Here is a 15991-nt window from a genome sequence, read left to right as displayed (position 1 = left end):
GGACAAGCGCGCCGCTGCTACGTGCGGGTGCCGGCGGGCGAACCCAGCCCGCCCGCCCGGATCGCCCCCACCGGGCACGCCCGGACCGCCTCCGCCACCATCGGGCCCGGCTCCGCCTCCGGCAGGAGTTCGCTGAGGCCGTCATCGTCCTGGGTGAAGACCTTCGGGGCCGCCAGGGCGCACTGCCCGGCGCCGATGCACACGTCCTTGTCGATGTCGATCCGCATGGCTCGCTCCCCCGTCACCAGGTCACCGGCAGTTCCAGCAGGCCCTGCACCGTGTCGCCCGGTTTGAACGGGACCTCCTCCGGGTCCACCGCGAGCCGGAGGCCCGGCAGGCGGCGGAAGAGGGCGGGCAGGGCGATCTCCAGTTCGGCGCGGGCCAGGTTCTGGCCCAGGCACTGGTGGATGCCGAAGCCGAAGGCGACATGGCCGCGCGCCGCGCGCCCCAGGTCCAGCTCGTCCGGGGTGTCGAAGACCGACGCGTCCCGGTTGATCACCGCGGTGGACAGGAGCACACCGTCCCCCGCGCGCAGCGTCTCGCCGCCGATCTCGATGTCCTCCACCGCCACCCGGGACAGCCCGTCCGCGATGGACAGGAACCTCAGCAGCTCCTCCACGGCCGCCGGCACCGCCGCCGCCCCGCCGCCGGTCAGCCGGGCCAGCTGGTCCGGATGGCGGAGCAGCGTGAACGTACCGAGCGAGATCATGTTCGCGGTCGTCTCGTGCCCGGCCACGAGCAGAATCTCCGCCAGCCGCACCAGCGCGTCCCGCTCCACCGCCCCGGTCTCCAGCTGCTTGGCGATCAGCTCGTCCAGCACCCCGTCGCCCGGATCGCGCCGCTTGTGGGCGATCAGCTCGCGGAAGTACGCGTCCAGGTCCTCCCTGGCCGCGACGACGTCCTCCGGACCAGGCCCCCGGAGCAGCTTGCGCGAGCGGTCCTCGAAGAACTCGTGGTCCTCGTACGGCACCCCGAGCAGCGCGCAGATGACCATGGACGGCACCGGCAGCGCGAACGCCTCCACCAGCTCGGCCGGCGGCCCCTGCGCCACCATCGCGTCCAGCAGCCGGTCCACGGTCTCCTGGATGCGCGGCCGCAGCGCCGCCGCCCGCCGGACCGTGAAGCTGGGGATCAGCATCCGGCGCTGCGCGTTGTGCTCCGGGTCGTCCACGCCGAGGAGTTCGACGCGACGCTGCGTGACCGCGGCGAGCCTCGGCGCGAAGAGCGGGAAGTCCGGGTGCGCGCGGTCGGACGACAGCCGGGGGTCGGTCAGCAGCGCCCGCGCCTCCGCGTGCCCGGTCACCAGCCAGACCGTACGGCCGTCGAAGAGGCGGACCCGGGACACGGAGCGCTGCCCGCGGCTCTCGCTCGGGTAGCCGGCGGGCGGGTGGTAGGGACAGGTGCGGTCCTGCGGGAAGGCGGTGGTATCGGACTGGGTCACGGGCCGGGGCCCGGACTGGATCTCTGTCATGACGGACCTCGCAACGAGGGGGTGTGGTCGTCCTGCCGATCACCCTCACTAGATGCCTCAGGCATCTACCCGGCCTAGGTGATGTTCGGCCATACCCGCCGAACGGAGCATCGGCATCCACTTTCGGCCGCCGAGGAGCACCATGGAGACAGGCGAGGAGTGGAGGTCGGCCCATGGCCAGAACCCGTAGCCGGTACGCCACCGACCGTGGCCTGACCACGCGCATGGTGACCACCATGTTCCTGATCGGACTGCTGTACGTGGTGCTGGTCGGCGTGCTCCTGGCGGTGCTGCGCGGGGCCTGGCCGATCATCCTCGTGATCACCGGCGGCATGTTCGTCGCCCAGTTCTGGTTCAGCGACCGGATCGCCGCGTTCAGCATGGGCGCCCGGGAGGTCTCCCCCGCCGAGGCGCCCGAGCTGCACGGGGCGATCGACCGGATATGCGCCCTTGCCGATATGCCGAAACCGCGGGTGGCCATCGCGGAGAGCGATGTGCCGAACGCGTTCGCGACCGGGCGCAGCCAGAAGTCGTCGCTCGTCTGCGCCACGACGGGGCTGCTGCGCAGACTGGAGCCGGCGGAGCTGGAGGGCGTCCTCGCGCACGAGATGTCGCATGTCGCGCACCGGGACGTGGCCGTGATGACGATCGCCTCGTTCCTCGGCGTCCTGGCCGGGATCATCACCCGGGTCGCGCTGTGGGGCGGCTTCGCCCGCAACAGCCGCGGCAACGACCCGATCGGCATCCTGGTCCTGCTCATCCCGCTGGTCAGCGCGGTCGTCTACGCGCTGAGCTTCCTGCTCACCCGGGTGCTCTCCCGCTACCGGGAGCTGTCCGCCGACCGCACGGCCGCCCTGCTGACCGGCCGCCCCTCGGCCCTCGCGTCCGCCCTGACCAAGGTGAGCGGCCAGATGGCCCGGATTCCGACGGAGGACCTGCGGAAGGCGGAGCCGTACAACGCCTTCTACTTCGTCCCGGCCTTCGCCTCGAAGGAGAGCATCGGCCGGCTGCTCTCCACCCACCCGACGCTGGAACAGCGCCTGGACCAGCTGGCCCGTATCTCGGCCGACTTGTCCCGCCCGTGAGTGAAGATGCCCGTCCGTAAGGAGTCCCCGTGGGCCTGCTCGACACGATCCTGGGCCGCAGCAAGCCGGTCCGCCCCGACCTCGACCAGCTCTTCGCCGTCCCGTCCGCCGCGCTGACCCTCCGGGCCGCGACGGGCTTCACGCCGACGGGCCTCGGCTCGGTGTGCTTCGCGGGCGTGGAGGGCTCCGCCTTCGCCCGTGTCCAGCAGGACGTACGCGAACTGCTCGACGCGGATACGGGCCGCGGCGGCATCCCGGTGGAGTTCAGCCACGACCCGTACGGCTACACCTGGCTGCTGGCCCGGCAGCCACCGGAGGACACCGCCGCGCTGGTCAACGACCTGCACGCGGTCAACACCCTGCTCCAGGACGGCGGCTTCGGCCCCCAGCTCCTGTGCTCACTGGTCGCCTTCCACGACGGGGAGGGCCGCTCGCTGGCGCTGGTGTACCTCTACAAACGCGGCACGTTCTATCCGTTCGCCCCGGCCCCGGGCGGCGCCGAGAAACGCGACAACCAGCTGGAGCTGGAGGTCCGGGCCGTGCTGGGCGACGACCTCCGGGTGGAGCAGGACCTGTCCCGGTGGTTTCCGGTGTGGGGGGCGCCGGGGTTGTGACGAAGACCGGCGACGTGTTCATCCCGCTTCAGAGGGCAAGGACGTGTTGCAGAGCCGTGGAGACCTTGATCATGGTCTGGTTCGAGAGCGCGCCGAGGTCTTCCATGATCTCGTCCCTGTACATGGGGCCCAGGTCGTCGCAGAGCACACGCCCCACGAGCGGTTCGGCGGGTCCCAGCTCCACGATGCTCGCCAGCGCGGGCTTGACCGACGTGGTGATGCGCACGACCAGGACGTCGTTGAGGGCACGGTTACGAGCATTGTTCGAAACCACTAGCCACGGTTTGGGACCTGCGCCGAGGTCGGCGCGGTACACGCGGCCACGGATGGGAACGATCTCGCTCATTCACCGGTCCCGACTCGGCTCCGCCGACGGGCCCCTCGGGCCCGCACAGCTGCCTCGTATGCCCGGTCCTCCTCGTCGTGGGCCGCCGCGAGAGCGGCGTAGCCGTTCTCCATGGCCTTCTCCTCCACCGCGTGACAGCCGGCATGCAGCAACGCGCGAAGCACTTCGGCTTCGGACGTGTCGTCGTCCACCCTTATGCCCGTCACCTGCCACAGGGCTTGGTTCTCCGGAGCGCCGTGGAGCCGGAAACGCTGTATCGCGTCTTCGAGCATGTCGTCCAAGGGAACACTTTTACGGATCACAGCAGCCATGCATCACAGGATGCAGCACATAGTGCTGCACGTCAATCGGCGGGGATGGTGGAGAGGGCCGACTCAGGGGTGCTCGAACCACTGGAGCACCCCCGTCGCCGCGAAGCACAGGGCGCCCGCGAGGGTGCCGGTGTTGGAGATCGCCAGGCTCACCGGGACGTGTTCGCCCGGGGTGACCAGGTCCGCCAGGGCGGCGATCATGAAGAGGGCCGAGCCGGCCATGTTGACGGTGACGATCCACCAGCCGAGGTCGTGCGGGCGGACGCCCGTGGGGGCGTGGCAGACCTCGGCGAGGGAGAGCTGGCCGGAGATCAGGAAGAGGACGCAGCCGATCACGTCCGGGGCCCACACCAGGCGGGCCGCCTGCTGGGTGCTGAGGCCCTGGAGGAACGAGTCCAGCAGGTTGAGCCCGAAGACCAGGGTGCCGGTGAAGAGCAGGAACGCACTGAGCCAGTCGATGCGCATCGGCTCGTAGCTCCACCACCGCCACGCCTTCGCCTCCAGGCGGTACGCGCCGGGCGGGCGGCGCGGGGCGTTGACGGCCTGGAGGAGGGACGCGTAACCCCCGACGTTGAAGAAGAGGCCGCCGCCGAAGTACGTGGCCGACACGGCCGTCGCCGCCGCGCCGGTGAGCGCGAGCGCCGCGCCCGCCGCGAAGAGGAGGCCGCCGAGGGTGAACGTCACCGCCGCGACGGCGTTGAGCGTGCGCATCCGGGCGAGCGTCCGGGCGTCGGCGCGGTGGACGACCGGCGCGGCGCCGTCCGCCCCGCGCACCGTCAGCGACCCCCGTCTGCGGGCCCGGCGGGACTCCCACACCGCTTCGGCCCCGCCGCTCCCCCGCAGGGTCAGCCGGGTGGTGAACGGGCCCACACCCTCGGCCAGTGTCCCGCCGTCCGGACCGGCCGCTTCCTCGTCTCGACGCACCCGCGTCAGTGTAGTGTCCGAAATATCCCGAAAGACCGGAACGGGCACCAGGAGGTACGGACATGGCCGGCGTCATCCACAACACCGGGGACGTCCCGGACGCCCGGACGGCGCGGGCGGCGGTCTCGACCGGGCGGCTCCCGACCGCCGAGGCCGTCCGGGCCGCGCTGGACGGCGTACGGCGGCGCTTCCAGGGCGACCGCGAGGGGCAGGTCCCCGACTACATCCCGGAGCTCGCCGAGGTCGACCCGGAACTGTTCGGCATCGCCGTCGCGCATGTGAGCGGCAACGTGTTCTCGGTGGGCGACGCGGAGCACCCGTTCTCGATCCAGTCCGTCTCGAAGCCGTTCGTCTTCGCGCTCGTCAGCCATGAGCTCGGGCGCGACACGGTGCGCGAGCGGATTGGCGTCAACAGCACGGGCCTGCCGTTCAATTCGGTCCTGGCGGTCGAGCTGAACCACGGCAGCCCGATGAACCCCATGGTCAACGCGGGGGCCCTGGCCACCAACGCGCTGGTGCCGGGCGCGTCGACCGACGAACGCTGGGAGTTCATCCGGCGCGGCCTCTCCCGCTTCGCGGGCCGCGAACTGCACCTGGACGAGCGGGTGTACGCCTCCGAGTCGGGCACCAACCAGCGCAACGAGTCGATCGCCCGCCTCCTCGACAGCTACGGCGCCCTCGCCCGGGACCCCGTCGAGACCACCGACCTCTACACCCGCCAGTGCTCCCTGACCGTCTCCGCGCGCGACCTCGCGGTCATGGGCGCGACCCTCGCCAACGGCGGCGTCTGCCCGCTCACCGGCGAGCAGGTGATCGACGCCGGAGTCTGCCGCGACACCCTCTCCGCACTGGCCACGGCGGGCCTCTACGAGCGCAGCGGCGACTGGCTGTACGAGGTCGGCATGCCCGGCAAGAGCGGCGTCTCCGGCGGCATCATCACCGTCGCCCCCGGCAAGGGCGGGCTCGGCGTCTTCTCCCCCCGCCTGGACGAGGCGGGCAACAGCGTGCGGGGGCAGCGCGTCGCCCACTTCCTGTCCGGGGCGCTGGGCATGGACCTGTTCGCGTCCACGCCGCACGGGGCCCGCCCCCGGTGATCAGCGCGCGGTCGCGTGACCCAGGAACGCGGTCCAGGCGGCGGGGTCGACGGCGAAGGTCGGCCCGTCGGTGACCTTGCTGTCGCGGACGTGGATGGAGTGGGGGCAGGTGGCGACCTCTACGCACTCGGCGCCTGTGTTGCCGCTGTAACTGGACTTGTGCCAGTTGTAGGCGACCTCGATGCACTCGGCGCCTTCGTTGCCGCTGTAGCTGGACTTGAACCAGGTCAGTCCGGCGTCGTGGTAGCTCACAGTTGCCCCATCTTCTTCTCGATGATCTCTGCGGACTCCCAGGGGTTTTGTGCCTGGGCCCGCATGATGCCGAAGAGGTCGAACATGTCAACGACCTGGTCCGGCTGCGTGACAAACCTATCCCCGCCGCGCGCCTCCACGTACACAAGTGCACGCCCTTCTGCCGTGGACATCAGCTGCATGGGACCCATCAGCCCCGCATGGGTGTGCTGCGACGTCGGCATGACCTGCACCGTCAGGTGATTGTGACGCTCGATGCAGTCAAGGAGATGACGCAGTTGCTGCTTCAGCACCTCCGGGCCGCCGAGCGTCCTCTCCAGCACCGACTCCTCGACGACGAACCCGATGTGCGGAGGCGGCGTACGCGTCAGAACCGCTTGTCGCTCCAGCCTCGCTTCGACGCGGCTGACGATCTCGGCCTCGGTGTACGTGGGCACTCGCGCCCGGTGCAATGCGTACGCGTACGCCTCGGTCTGAAGCAGCCCGGGGAACACCATCGTCTCGTACCCATTGATGATTCGTGCGGTGCGCTGGAACTTCGCCCAGTTCACGAACTTCGGCGGGTACTTCTCCTCATCCAGCATGTCGCAGCAGTCCTTCAAGGCGCCATTGGCCGCGAACAGCTCCTCCATCTCCAACAGCAGCTCGTTCGCAGGAATGCGCTCCGCGCGCTCCACCGCGCCCATCAGCGACTCCGAGATGCGCAGCTTCTCCCCCGCGCTCTTCTGCGTGTACCCGGCCCGGATTCGGTGGGCTCGAATCAACTCGCCCACGAGTCGGCGTACATACGACACCTCGTCCATCCTCACAGCCCACCACCCCTTCCCCACATCTCACCGATGTGGACCGCTACCTTCTGGTCACGCTACGCACATACCGGAATGCTTAGCGGCATGACGCAGAAGAAACTCCCCGAATGGGTTCCCTCCTCGGGGCACCAACTCCACCTGACCGGAATCCACTTCGACGCCATCCGGCTCCGGGGCGTACGCGGTGAGGCGGTGGTGCACCATCTCGTGACCCTCACGGACGGTGAACCGGGCCCGGTGGTACGGGAGATCGCGGGCGCGCGGTGGACGTACTTCCTGCTGGAGCCCGGGGCCAGCCAGGACTTCGACTGGCCGCCCGGCGCCAAGTGCTTCGGGCCCGCCGCGCGGGACCACTACGTGGGGATTCCGGCAGCCCACGGCAACACCTATCCGCTGAGCTGGCGTTGCGGGCCGCCGGAGGACGGGGACTTCGTGGACGCGGAGCTGCTGCACGGCGTGGTCACCGCGCAGCTCGTGTCCGAGGAGTAGCCGCTCCGGCGGATTACTCTGCCCGTCGGGCAGGTGGACACAAGGGGGGCGAGGCCATGTCGGGGTACCAGCTGGTCGATGAGGTGCGGGCCGGGCGTGCGCACCTCGTGCGGGACGCACTGTGGGCGGGCGCCGACCCGGAGACGACGGACGCCGACGGGGTCCCCGTACTGTGCGTCGCCGTCGCCGCGTTCGACGGGTACGTGGCAGACGCTCTGCTGGACGCCGGTGCCGATCCGCTCCGGCCGCTGCCGGACGGGAGCACGCCGCTGCTGCGGGCCGTGGTCTCCGGCCATGCCGGCCTGACCGCCGCCCTGCTCAGGCAAGCCGCGGACCGGCTCACGGAGGAGGACCGGGCCGAACTCATGGCCTGTGCCCGGCGCTGGTGCGGAACCGGAGCCGAAGCGGGGCTGCGCCTCGCGACCGGGGCGGCGGGTCCGGCGGTGCGCCGCAGGGTCGCGGACGACTTCGGCATCGCCGCGTACGACCTGATCACGCTCGGCGGGATGAGCGTGTACGACGGCCATTCTGCCGTCCTCACCCGTCTGGAGGCGGTGTTCGGCCTGCACCGGCCGTTCGACGTCCTGCTCGCCCGTGCGCTGGCTCGTGCCGACGGGGAGCACGCCGACTGGACGGAGGTGGTCGCGGTGCTCGCCGAACGGTCCGGTGCGGAGGTCTGGGACAGGGTCCCGGCCCTGCGTTCGGCCTCCGATCCCCTGCGGCGGCTGTTCGCCGCGGACCTCGTATGGGGTCTTCTCGTCCTCGACGAGGAGTCCGCCGAGCGTCGGGCCGCGGACATCCTCCCGCCGTGGGCCGCCGAGGAGACGGACCCGGCGGTGCTCGCGTCGGTGCTGCGCGGACTGACGTACGTCGACGTCGCAGGGGACGGGGAGCTGGGTCCGGCCCACCGCGCGCACCCCGATCCCCGCGTACGCATGGTGGTGCCGTCGCTGCTGCACAGGACGCGGTACGCGTACACGCACCCCGAGGCGTGGGACGTGCTCGCCGCGCTGGCGCGCGATCCCGACGCCCGCGTCCGTGCGGCCGTGTGCGAGTGCCTCTACGAGTTCGAGGGCCGGGAGCCCGCCCGCGCCGACATCCTGGCCGGTTTCCTGGGCGAGGACGACCAGTTGGTCCGCGTCAAGGCCGTCAGCGGCCTCGCCCTCGCCGACGACCCCCGCTGTGTGGAGCGGCACCGACGCTGAGCCGGGTGGCCGCCGCCCCTATGTCCGCTTGAAGTACTCGATCTCGCCCAGGGCGATCGGGTGGCCGGCGTCCTGGCCGGTCGCCTCGCGGATCGTGAAGCGGATCGATACGACGTCGCTGATGCCCGTCCTCAGGGTCTGTTCGCCCGGTTTGTCGGCGAGGGTCATCGTCTTCTCGTGGGTCTTGCCGTCCTTCGTCGTGATGGTCAGGTCCGCCTTGGTCGGCCTGGCGCCCTTCTGGAAGACCTCCGGCTTTGTCGAGACGCCCGTGTGAACCGTGACGCCGACCAGCCGGAACGGGTCCTCGAACTCGGCGGTCAGCGCGTCGCCCACCTCGGGGGCGCCCCAGTACGTGTTCGTCACGCTGTCCACCGCCGCCTTCGCGGGGTGTCCGGGGGCCGAGGCGGTCGCGGAGACGTGGGCCGGGGAGACCTCGCCCGTGGAGCCGAGCTTGTCGCGTACGTCCTCCACGACGTAACGGCCCGCCGGGATCAGCAGGAAGCCCGCGACCAGGAGGCCCGCGATCACGAGGGCGATGAGGCTGCCGCGCAGCAGCCGTCCGGAGCCTGCCCGGACGCGGCGGTTGAACGGCCAGCGGGTGCGCCACCAGGGCAGCGGGGCCGCCGTGGCACGGGGCTTCAGGGGCTCGGCGCAGTTGCGGCAGAACGTGCGGCCCGGGCGGTTGTTCGTGCCGCAGGAGGGGCAGGGCTCGCCGTCCGGTTCGTCGTCCACCGCCGCCGTCCGGACGGTGGGGCGGGCGGCGACGGGTACACCGGGCCGGACCGCGCCCACGGGCTCCTCGGCCGACTCCGGCTCCGGTTCCGGCTCTCTCGGCCGCGCCGGCTGTACGGGGGCGGGCGCGGGGGGCCGTGGGGCGACCGGTTCCGGCGTGAGGGCCGGCCGGGGCTCGGGTTCCGGTTCCGGTTCGGGCGCGGGCACGGGCACGGGCTCGGGGGGCGCGGCGGGGCTCGGGGCCGTGCGCTGCTCGGGGGCCGGGGCCAGCGGCTCCGCGTCCGGCCCCCCGGGCCGTACCCGCGTCGACCACCCCAGATACGTACCGCAGCTCCCGCAGAAGTCCTCGTCCTCCGCGTTCGCCGCGCCGCAGGACGGGCAGGGGCGGGTCATCTGGGGCTCCCGGTGATGTCGACCCGGCAGGTCAGGTGCGCCGGGCAGGACGCGCGGGCCACTGCCAGGACGCGGGTCTCGTCCAGGGGGTGGTCCGTGTGGATGCGGATCAGGAGCTCGCCCGTCCCGGGGGGCGGCAGCGCGGAGTCCGGTTCCGACGACCAGGTGACGCCGCCGCCGTCCTGGATGTCCGCCTCCACGCCGAAGCACAGGCGCAGGTGGTCCGCCAGGCCCTGGCGGGTGCCCCGGCGGCGGTGGAGTTCGACAGCGCGGGCGACGGCCGCACGGCGGCGGTCCTCCGGCCAGGCGGGGTCGATGCCGGCACCGACCCAGGAGGAGAGCCAGGGGAGGAAGTCCGCGGGGGCAAGCGCCGGGTCGAAGTAGGCCGGGAGGTTGTCGAGCGTGGACAGGATCGGGGCGAGGACCGTGTCCAGGCCCGCCGTGAAGCGCTGGGCCAGGTCGTCGTCCGCGTACAGGGCGGGCAGCAGCGCGCCGATCGGGTAGCGGCTGGGGAGGCCGGGAACGGCGGCCCGGGTCATGAGCGCTCCTCGGTGGCGGTGACTGCGGACCTCGTGGCGGCGGACCTCGTCATGCGCGCTCCCCCGCAGCCGACACCGCGATCTGGTGCTGGTGGGAGAAGACGAGCGCGTTCGGGGCCACCTCGACGCGGTCCACCGCGCCGCCGCGTCGCCCGGTCAGCGGATCGGCCGGGAACAGGCGGACCTCCTCGACCAGGCGGACGCCGGGGACGTTCTGGAGGGCGGCGAACACCTCCCCGTACTGCACGGGCCTGCCGAACGGCCAGCCCGTGCCGTCCGCGCCGCCCCGCAGCGGGTCGATGAGGCGGAAGAGCGCGTCGAGCGCGGCCGTGCGGACGCGGTCCGTTTCGGTCTCGTCCGCGACCAGGCCCGCGACGACCGTGACGCCCTGGTACGCGGGGGGTTCGACCACCAGGCGGGTGCCGACGAGTCGCCGTTCGTCCAGGCGTCCGGCCACCGCCGCCAGCACCGTGTCCGGCGGGATCAGCTGCTCGAAGCGGAGCCGGCCGCCCTCGTCGGGGACCGCGTCCGGCACGACCAGGACGCGGACGGCGCCGCCCTCGCCGGGGGCGGCGGGCAGGCAGCGGACGCGGCGCAGCGAGGGCGCGGCCTCGCGGGCGATGGCCTCGTGGTCCTCGGCGGTGACGGCCCGCTCCTGGACGCGCAGGATCTGCGGCGCGCGCAGCTTCGCGTTCTCGACGGTCTCGCCGTCCACGCCGCCGCGCGCCGCCTCCCGGTTGTCGACCCCGGCGACGTAGGGGACGGAGCTGCGCAGGACGCGGATCGCGCCGCGCGCCACATTGCCGGCGGCGCCGCCGCCCGTGCGGTAGCGGGGGAGGCGGATGTGGGCGCCCTTCGGGGGCACCGCCCCGTACGCCCGTATGGTGCCGTCCGCCTCACGCACCTCGGGTGGGAAGGCGAACCGGCCCTCGACCGCGTCGATCCGCACATGCCGGTCGCCCGGGCCGGACGCGCCGAAGTGCTCGACCGGGGTCCAGGTCTGCCAGCCGTCCGCCGATGACACCTCCACGCGCGGCGGGTCCCCGTCGAGCAGGACGGGCGTCCGGGGCGCCGCGAACGTCTGGCCCGCGACCCCCTCGGAGGTGCCGAGCGGCACGTCGTACACGGTCTCCGCGTGCTCCACCCCCACCGTGCCGCCGACGGTGAAGACCTCCGCCTCGCGGATCGTCGGGGACTCGGAGTAGAAGGGCTGGCCGGGGGCGGCCTCGGTGACCCGGCAGCGCAGCCAGCCCGCCCGGATGCCGGCGGTGACGGACGCGGTGTGCCCGGCGGGCACGAACACCGTGATCTCACCGGGCTTGTTGAGCCCGCCGGTGGAGTCGACGCCGGTCGCGCACGGCACCCAGCGGGCGCCGTCCCACGCCTCCCAGACCAGCGGCGGCTGCCGGGGGTCGACGCCGACGCCCTCCACCCGGCTGTCCAGGCGTACGGCGACGATGCAGCGCGGCACGGCGGTGGGCAGCCCGAACAGGAGCGCGTCGCCGGGCTGGGGTCGGGCCTGGAAGCAGGGGATGTCCCGGCCCTCGGCGAGCGGCGCGGTGCGGTCGGTCTGCTCGCCGGACGCCGGGACCGTGACCAGGCGGACGAGGGAGCTCGGCACGATCGCCAGGTCCTCACCGGTCGAGAAGACGACCGCCTCCTCCGTCTCGCCGCGCGCGGTCGCCACCTCCGTACCGGCCGGGAGGCGCACCGTGTCCGGCTGTGGCGCGGACAGCCAGAAGTCGACGTCGGCGCGGGCGGCCGTCGGCGGGAACAGCCGCACGCCGAGCAGGTCCAGGAAGGCGAAGTAGTTGCGGTCGGGCACCCGGTTCAGCCGGTAGAGCAGCTGGTCGACCATGTACGCGAACGTCTCGATCAGCGTGACCCCGGGGTCCGACACGTTGTGGTCGGTCCACTCGGGCGAGCGCTGCTGGACATACCGCTTGGCCTCGTCCACGAGCTGCTGGAAGCGGCGGTCGTCCAGATTGGGCGGGGTCAGGGACATCAGCGGGCTCCCGCCTCGGGGATCGTATAGAAGGGGAAGACGAGGTTGCGCAGGTCGTTGGTGGACCGGACGGTGTAGTGCACGTCGATGTAGAGCGTGCCTTCCTCGACGGTGTCGTACGCGACGACCACGTCCCGGACCTCGATGCGCGGCTCCCAGCGTTCCAGGGAGGTACGCACCTCATGGGCGATCCGCCCCGCCGTCGCGCCGTCGCCGGGCGCGAAGACGTACTCGTGAATGCCGCAGCCGAATTCCGGCCGCATGGGCCGTTCGCCGGGCGCGGTGCCGAGGATCAGGCCGATCGACTCCTCGATCTCCTGCTCCCGCTCGACCATGCCGATGCCGCCCGTGGCGCCGACGCGCAGCGGGAAGCCCCAGCCGCGCCCGATGAACCCGTGCTCGCTCATATCGGGCCCCCGATCAGGACGTTGGGCGCCCCCATGAGGATCTTCGCGCCGCAGCTGGTGGTGTCGCCCATGCGGGCGGCGGGCAGCCCGCCGATGAGGACCTGGCCGCCGGCGGCCGCCGCCGGGTTCGGCATGATGACGTTCCCCGGGCCGAGCAGCGCGTGCGGGGGCACGACGCACACGTGCAGGCTTCCGGTGACGGCGGCGGGCTTGCCGCCGATCCACACGGTGGCGACGGCGGCCGCGCCCGGGGGCGGGGTGCCGATGGCGCCCCCGTGGACGGTGGGGTCGCCCGTACGGGCTGCCTGGGGCATGGCTGGTGATCTCCTCGGTGGAACGCGTCAGTTGATGCGGACGAGTGCGGCCTTCAGGACGGCGAGCAGGCCGCCGTCGACGGTGACGCCGGTCTTGCCGTTCACGGTCACCGACGCGCCCTTCACATGGACGTCCCCGGTGCCCGCGTCGAGTGTGATCCCGGTGCGGCCGAGCGACAGGGAGCTGAGGACCCGGGAGGTGCCGCGCGCGTACACCTTGAGCGCGATCTCGCCGCGCCGCTCGTCCAGCACCACCTCCAGCTGCTCGTCGCCGGTGGCGAGCCGGACGCCGGACGGGCCGCGCGGGGTGTCGAGCAGTTCGATCCGGTTGCCCGAACGGGACACCAGGGAGCGGCGGTTGACCTTTCCGCTGGTCGGGTCCACCAGGGGCACGTCGTGCGGGGACGGTTTGTCGCGGCCGTTGTAGAGCCCGCCGAGCACGTACGGGCTGTCGATCAGGCCCTGTTCGAAGCCGACCAGCACCTCGTCGTTGACCTCGGGGCTGAACACCCCGCCGCCGCCCTGGCCGCCCCACTGCACCGTACGGACCCAGTCCGTGACGTAACTGTCGTCCAGCCAGGGGAACTTGAGCTTCACCGAGCCGCTTTCCTTGCCCCGGGCCTCGCGGATGTCGGTGACGACGCCGATCGCCAGGCCCGGCATCCGGGGCCCGGGCACGGGTGCGCCCGGCCCGCCGGTGAGGCCGGTCAGCGAGCGGTCCGGGTCGGTGCTGACCAGGACGGTCGTACGGTAGCCGCTCTGCGGGTCCAGGGTGTGGTGGGCGGCGGTCGCGGTGTAGCGCCCGGCGAAGTCGGGGCCGACGTTGCCGAGGGCGACCGGTTCGCCCGCGCGGAGCTTCGGGTTGCCCTCCGCGACCGCCTCGATCTCGCCGAAGCCGGCGGCGACCCGTCCGGCGACGGCACCGGCGACCGCGCGGGCCTCGGCCTGGGTGCGGTACGGGGTGTCGGCGACGGTCATCCGGGCGTTCTTCCCGAACAGGGCGGCGGGCGTGGCCGGGTTGGCGCCCGGGGTCACGGTCTCGGAGCGGATCGACTGCTCGCGGGCCAGGACCGGGACCTTGTTCTGCACGTCCCAGCCGCGCACCTCCACACTGTCCGCCCCGTCCGACGCGGACAGCACGGCCCGCAGCGCCAGCAGATTGCGGCCGTACTCCAGGACCATCGGGTGTTTGGACGCGGAGGTGGACGGCGACGGCGCCGAGGAGGCGGGCTTCGGCTTCACGAACTGGAGCACGCCCTTCTCGTCCACCCGGACGTGTGCCCCGCACTCCCCCGCGAGGTACTGGAGGAAGTCCCAGTCCGAGATGTTCGGCTGCGTCAGCTGCTTGTACATCACCGGGGCCGCCTCGACCTTCCCGCACCGCAGCCCGGCTTCGGCGGCGACCTTGCGGACGATGTCGGCGGCCTTCATGTTCCGGTACGCGACGACCTTGCGGCCGCGCCGCAGCCGGTGCGCCCTGGAGAACGCGCGGACCACGGTGAACGAGCCGGTGGTGTCGCTGTCCAGTTCCAGCGCGGTCACCTCGCCCGTGAACAGCCGCTCGCGCGCCCGTTCCTGGACGGTGACCACGGAGATCTTCAGCTCGGTGCCGATCGTGATCCCGGTGGCGGTGAGCAGTGTGTGATACGGGTCGCGGTAGGTCAGGACCGCGCTGTCGGGCAGCCCGATGTTCTCGTCCACCGCGCAGCTCACCAGCTGGGCGGCCCACGCCTGGGGCAGCTCGGCGGGCGCCTCCACGATGGGGTCGGCGGCGAAGGAGCGGGCGGGGCCGGTCATCGGGCCGCCTCCGGTACGCCGTCCCCGGCCGCGCCGTCCTCCAGCGCGGGCACCAGGAGTTCGCTGCCCGGGGGCAGGTGCATGGGGTCGTCGATGCCGTTCGCCTCCGCGATCGTGCGCCAGGCCGTGGCATCGCCGTACTCCCGCCAGGCGAGCAGCGGCAGGCTGTCCCCGGCGACGACCGTGTGCGTACGCCGGGCCTCCCGCGAGCCGGATGTGGGGTTCTGCCCGGCCGGGTCGACGCTCGCCTCCTCGATGGACAGCGAGCAGGTGGCGCGCAGCGGCTTCCCGTCCACGTCGAAGAGCGTGTACGAGACGGACAGGCTGGACAGCACCCCGTCGAACGACGTCGTCCTGGACGTCCCCCAGTCGAAGCGCACCCAGGGGCTCGACGGCTTCTTCCGGCCCAGGCTGCTGGGTGTCGGCACGCAGGCGGTCATCAGCTGCTCGACCGCCTTCTCCACGGAGTTGTCGTGCGTGGCGGTGGCGTCCAGGAACACGTCCAGGGACAGGGCGCGCGGCCCGCTGCCCACGAATTCGGGCAGCGCGGACTCGCCCGCCGTGCGGGACGGGGTGCGGCGCCACTCGGTGGACTTGCGCAGCGAGAGCGTCGCCGGGTTGAACTGGAGCGTCAGCCGGGCGAGCGTCCCGCCCGGCTTGGCGCCGACGTCGGACGGCGGCTCCATGATGGTCAGTTGGGCGCGGGCACGGCTCGTGCGGGCTGCGGCTGCCACGGCTTCCCTCCTTCCTGGATTCCTCTGCGGCGGCGCATCAGGAGGGCACCAGCCCTTCGTGCGCGATCTCCAGCGTCTCGACGGCCGCCTGCGAGCTGGCCGGGTCGAAGGACGGCCCCTGCCAACGGACCGGGACGATCCCCTGCACCTGCCAGCTGACGATCCGGCTGAGGTCGGGGCGCAGGGCGACGATCTCGCCGTCCTTGCGTTCGACGCGCTGCGTCGTCTCGTTCAGCCAGCGGGCGATTTTGAGGGTGTCGGCGGTGACGGGCCGGGTCAGCGTGATGTTCGTCCACGTGATCCGCCCCGGCAGCTGCCAGGTGTACCCGTTGTTGCCGCCCTCGGCGTACTGCTCGATCTCCACCTCGGCGCCGAGCCCCGAGCAGGTGTGGAACGCGCCGAGATCGCTGCCGCCGATCGTGAGCTTGAAGAACACGCTCGTCGCGAAGATGTTGTCCGTCATCTGCTGC

At 72.2% G+C, this 15991-nt stretch carries 20 protein-coding genes; 5 read left to right on the top strand and 15 right to left on the bottom strand.

What is annotated here, in order from left to right; genetic code table 11:
- Positions 1-17 precede the first annotated feature (17 nt).
- Positions 18-227, bottom strand: coding sequence for a ferredoxin (locus tag OG338_RS17365; protein ID WP_405938198.1), 210 nt, complete (start codon positions 225-227; stop codon positions 18-20).
- A 14-nt stretch (positions 228-241) separates the two neighbouring features.
- On the bottom strand, positions 242-1471 hold the full coding sequence (locus OG338_RS17360) for a cytochrome P450 (RefSeq protein ID WP_405938197.1): 1230 nt from the start codon (positions 1469-1471) through the stop codon (positions 242-244).
- A gap of 173 nt (positions 1472-1644) precedes the next feature.
- Between OG338_RS17360 and htpX the strand changes: the two genes are divergently transcribed.
- Both htpX and pspAB read left to right on the top strand, forming a co-directional pair.
- Positions 1645-2556 (top strand): zinc metalloprotease HtpX, encoded by a 912-nt coding sequence (gene htpX, locus OG338_RS17355; protein WP_405938196.1) that lies wholly within the window; start codon positions 1645-1647, stop codon positions 2554-2556.
- Between the two features lie 29 nt (positions 2557-2585).
- The gene (gene pspAB / locus OG338_RS17350) at positions 2586-3170 is read left to right on the top strand and encodes a PspA-associated protein PspAB (protein ID WP_405938195.1); all 585 of its coding nucleotides are present in this window, start codon (positions 2586-2588) and stop codon (positions 3168-3170) included.
- Between the two features lie 28 nt (positions 3171-3198).
- Here pspAB and OG338_RS17345 read toward each other — a convergent pair whose 3' ends face one another.
- The 3 genes from OG338_RS17345 to OG338_RS17335 form a co-directional block, all read right to left on the bottom strand.
- Complete coding sequence (locus OG338_RS17345) at positions 3199-3516, bottom strand: type II toxin-antitoxin system PemK/MazF family toxin (protein WP_405938194.1); 318 nt, start codon at positions 3514-3516, stop codon at positions 3199-3201.
- A complete protein-coding gene (locus tag OG338_RS17340; RefSeq protein WP_405938193.1) occupies positions 3513-3827 on the bottom strand; it encodes a hypothetical protein in 315 nt (104 codons plus the stop codon). Before OG338_RS17340 ends, OG338_RS17345 begins: the two co-directional genes overlap by 4 nt.
- A gap of 63 nt (positions 3828-3890) precedes the next feature.
- Complete coding sequence (locus OG338_RS17335) at positions 3891-4751, bottom strand: hypothetical protein (RefSeq protein WP_405938192.1); 861 nt, start codon at positions 4749-4751, stop codon at positions 3891-3893.
- A gap of 62 nt (positions 4752-4813) precedes the next feature.
- Between OG338_RS17335 and glsA the strand changes: the two genes are divergently transcribed.
- Positions 4814-5845 (top strand): glutaminase A, encoded by a 1032-nt coding sequence (gene glsA, locus OG338_RS17330; protein WP_405938191.1) that lies wholly within the window; start codon positions 4814-4816, stop codon positions 5843-5845.
- Here glsA and OG338_RS17325 read toward each other — a convergent pair whose 3' ends face one another.
- Entirely contained in the window at positions 5846-6097 is a 252-nt protein-coding gene (locus OG338_RS17325) for a DUF397 domain-containing protein (protein WP_405938190.1), read from the bottom strand. It abuts the gene before it with no gap.
- Positions 6094-6900 (bottom strand): Scr1 family TA system antitoxin-like transcriptional regulator, encoded by an 807-nt coding sequence (locus OG338_RS17320; RefSeq protein ID WP_405938189.1) that lies wholly within the window; start codon positions 6898-6900, stop codon positions 6094-6096. Before OG338_RS17320 ends, OG338_RS17325 begins: the two co-directional genes overlap by 4 nt.
- Positions 6901-6990: 90 nt before the next feature.
- Between OG338_RS17320 and OG338_RS17315 the strand changes: the two genes are divergently transcribed.
- Complete coding sequence (locus tag OG338_RS17315) at positions 6991-7395, top strand: hypothetical protein (protein WP_405938188.1); 405 nt, start codon at positions 6991-6993, stop codon at positions 7393-7395.
- Between the two features lie 56 nt (positions 7396-7451).
- Positions 7452-8600 carry a HEAT repeat domain-containing protein gene (locus OG338_RS17310; protein WP_405938187.1) on the top strand — a complete coding sequence of 383 codons (1149 nt, stop codon included), beginning with the start codon at positions 7452-7454 and terminating at the stop codon, positions 8598-8600.
- Positions 8601-8618: 18 nt separating this feature from the next.
- Here OG338_RS17310 and OG338_RS17305 read toward each other — a convergent pair whose 3' ends face one another.
- The 8 genes from OG338_RS17305 to OG338_RS17270 all read right to left on the bottom strand — a co-directional run bounded on the left by OG338_RS17305 (position 8619) and on the right by OG338_RS17270 (position 15984).
- Entirely contained in the window at positions 8619-9725 is a 1107-nt protein-coding gene (locus OG338_RS17305) for an NADase-type glycan-binding domain-containing protein (RefSeq protein ID WP_405938186.1), read from the bottom strand.
- Positions 9722-10264, bottom strand: coding sequence for a phage tail protein I (locus OG338_RS17300; RefSeq protein ID WP_405938185.1), 543 nt, complete (start codon positions 10262-10264; stop codon positions 9722-9724). Before OG338_RS17300 ends, OG338_RS17305 begins: the two co-directional genes overlap by 4 nt.
- 49 nt (positions 10265-10313) lie before the next feature.
- The gene (locus OG338_RS17295; RefSeq protein ID WP_405938184.1) at positions 10314-12269 is read right to left on the bottom strand and encodes a putative baseplate assembly protein; all 1956 of its coding nucleotides are present in this window, start codon (positions 12267-12269) and stop codon (positions 10314-10316) included.
- Positions 12269-12676, bottom strand: coding sequence for a GPW/gp25 family protein (locus OG338_RS17290; RefSeq protein ID WP_383297800.1), 408 nt, complete (start codon positions 12674-12676; stop codon positions 12269-12271). The genes OG338_RS17295 and OG338_RS17290 overlap by 1 nt, the downstream gene beginning before the upstream one ends.
- Entirely contained in the window at positions 12673-12990 is a 318-nt protein-coding gene (locus OG338_RS17285; RefSeq protein WP_405938183.1) for a PAAR domain-containing protein, read from the bottom strand. The genes OG338_RS17290 and OG338_RS17285 overlap by 4 nt, the downstream gene beginning before the upstream one ends.
- Before the next feature lie 27 nt (positions 12991-13017).
- Positions 13018-14787, bottom strand: coding sequence for a VgrG-related protein (locus OG338_RS17280; protein ID WP_405938182.1), 1770 nt, complete (start codon positions 14785-14787; stop codon positions 13018-13020).
- Positions 14784-15473 (bottom strand): LysM peptidoglycan-binding domain-containing protein, encoded by a 690-nt coding sequence (locus tag OG338_RS17275; protein WP_405940452.1) that lies wholly within the window; start codon positions 15471-15473, stop codon positions 14784-14786. The genes OG338_RS17280 and OG338_RS17275 overlap by 4 nt, the downstream gene beginning before the upstream one ends.
- An 85-nt stretch (positions 15474-15558) precedes the next feature.
- Complete coding sequence (locus OG338_RS17270; protein ID WP_018101390.1) at positions 15559-15984, bottom strand: phage tail protein; 426 nt, start codon at positions 15982-15984, stop codon at positions 15559-15561.
- Positions 15985-15991: the final 7 nt, after the last annotated feature.

This window comes from Streptomyces sp. NBC_00726, from assembly GCF_045161735.1.
Classification (GTDB): Bacteria; Actinomycetota; Actinomycetes; order Streptomycetales; family Streptomycetaceae; genus Streptomyces.
The sequence above is the reverse complement of the archived record's forward strand: the minus strand, read 5'-3'. Positions and strand labels throughout refer to the sequence as shown.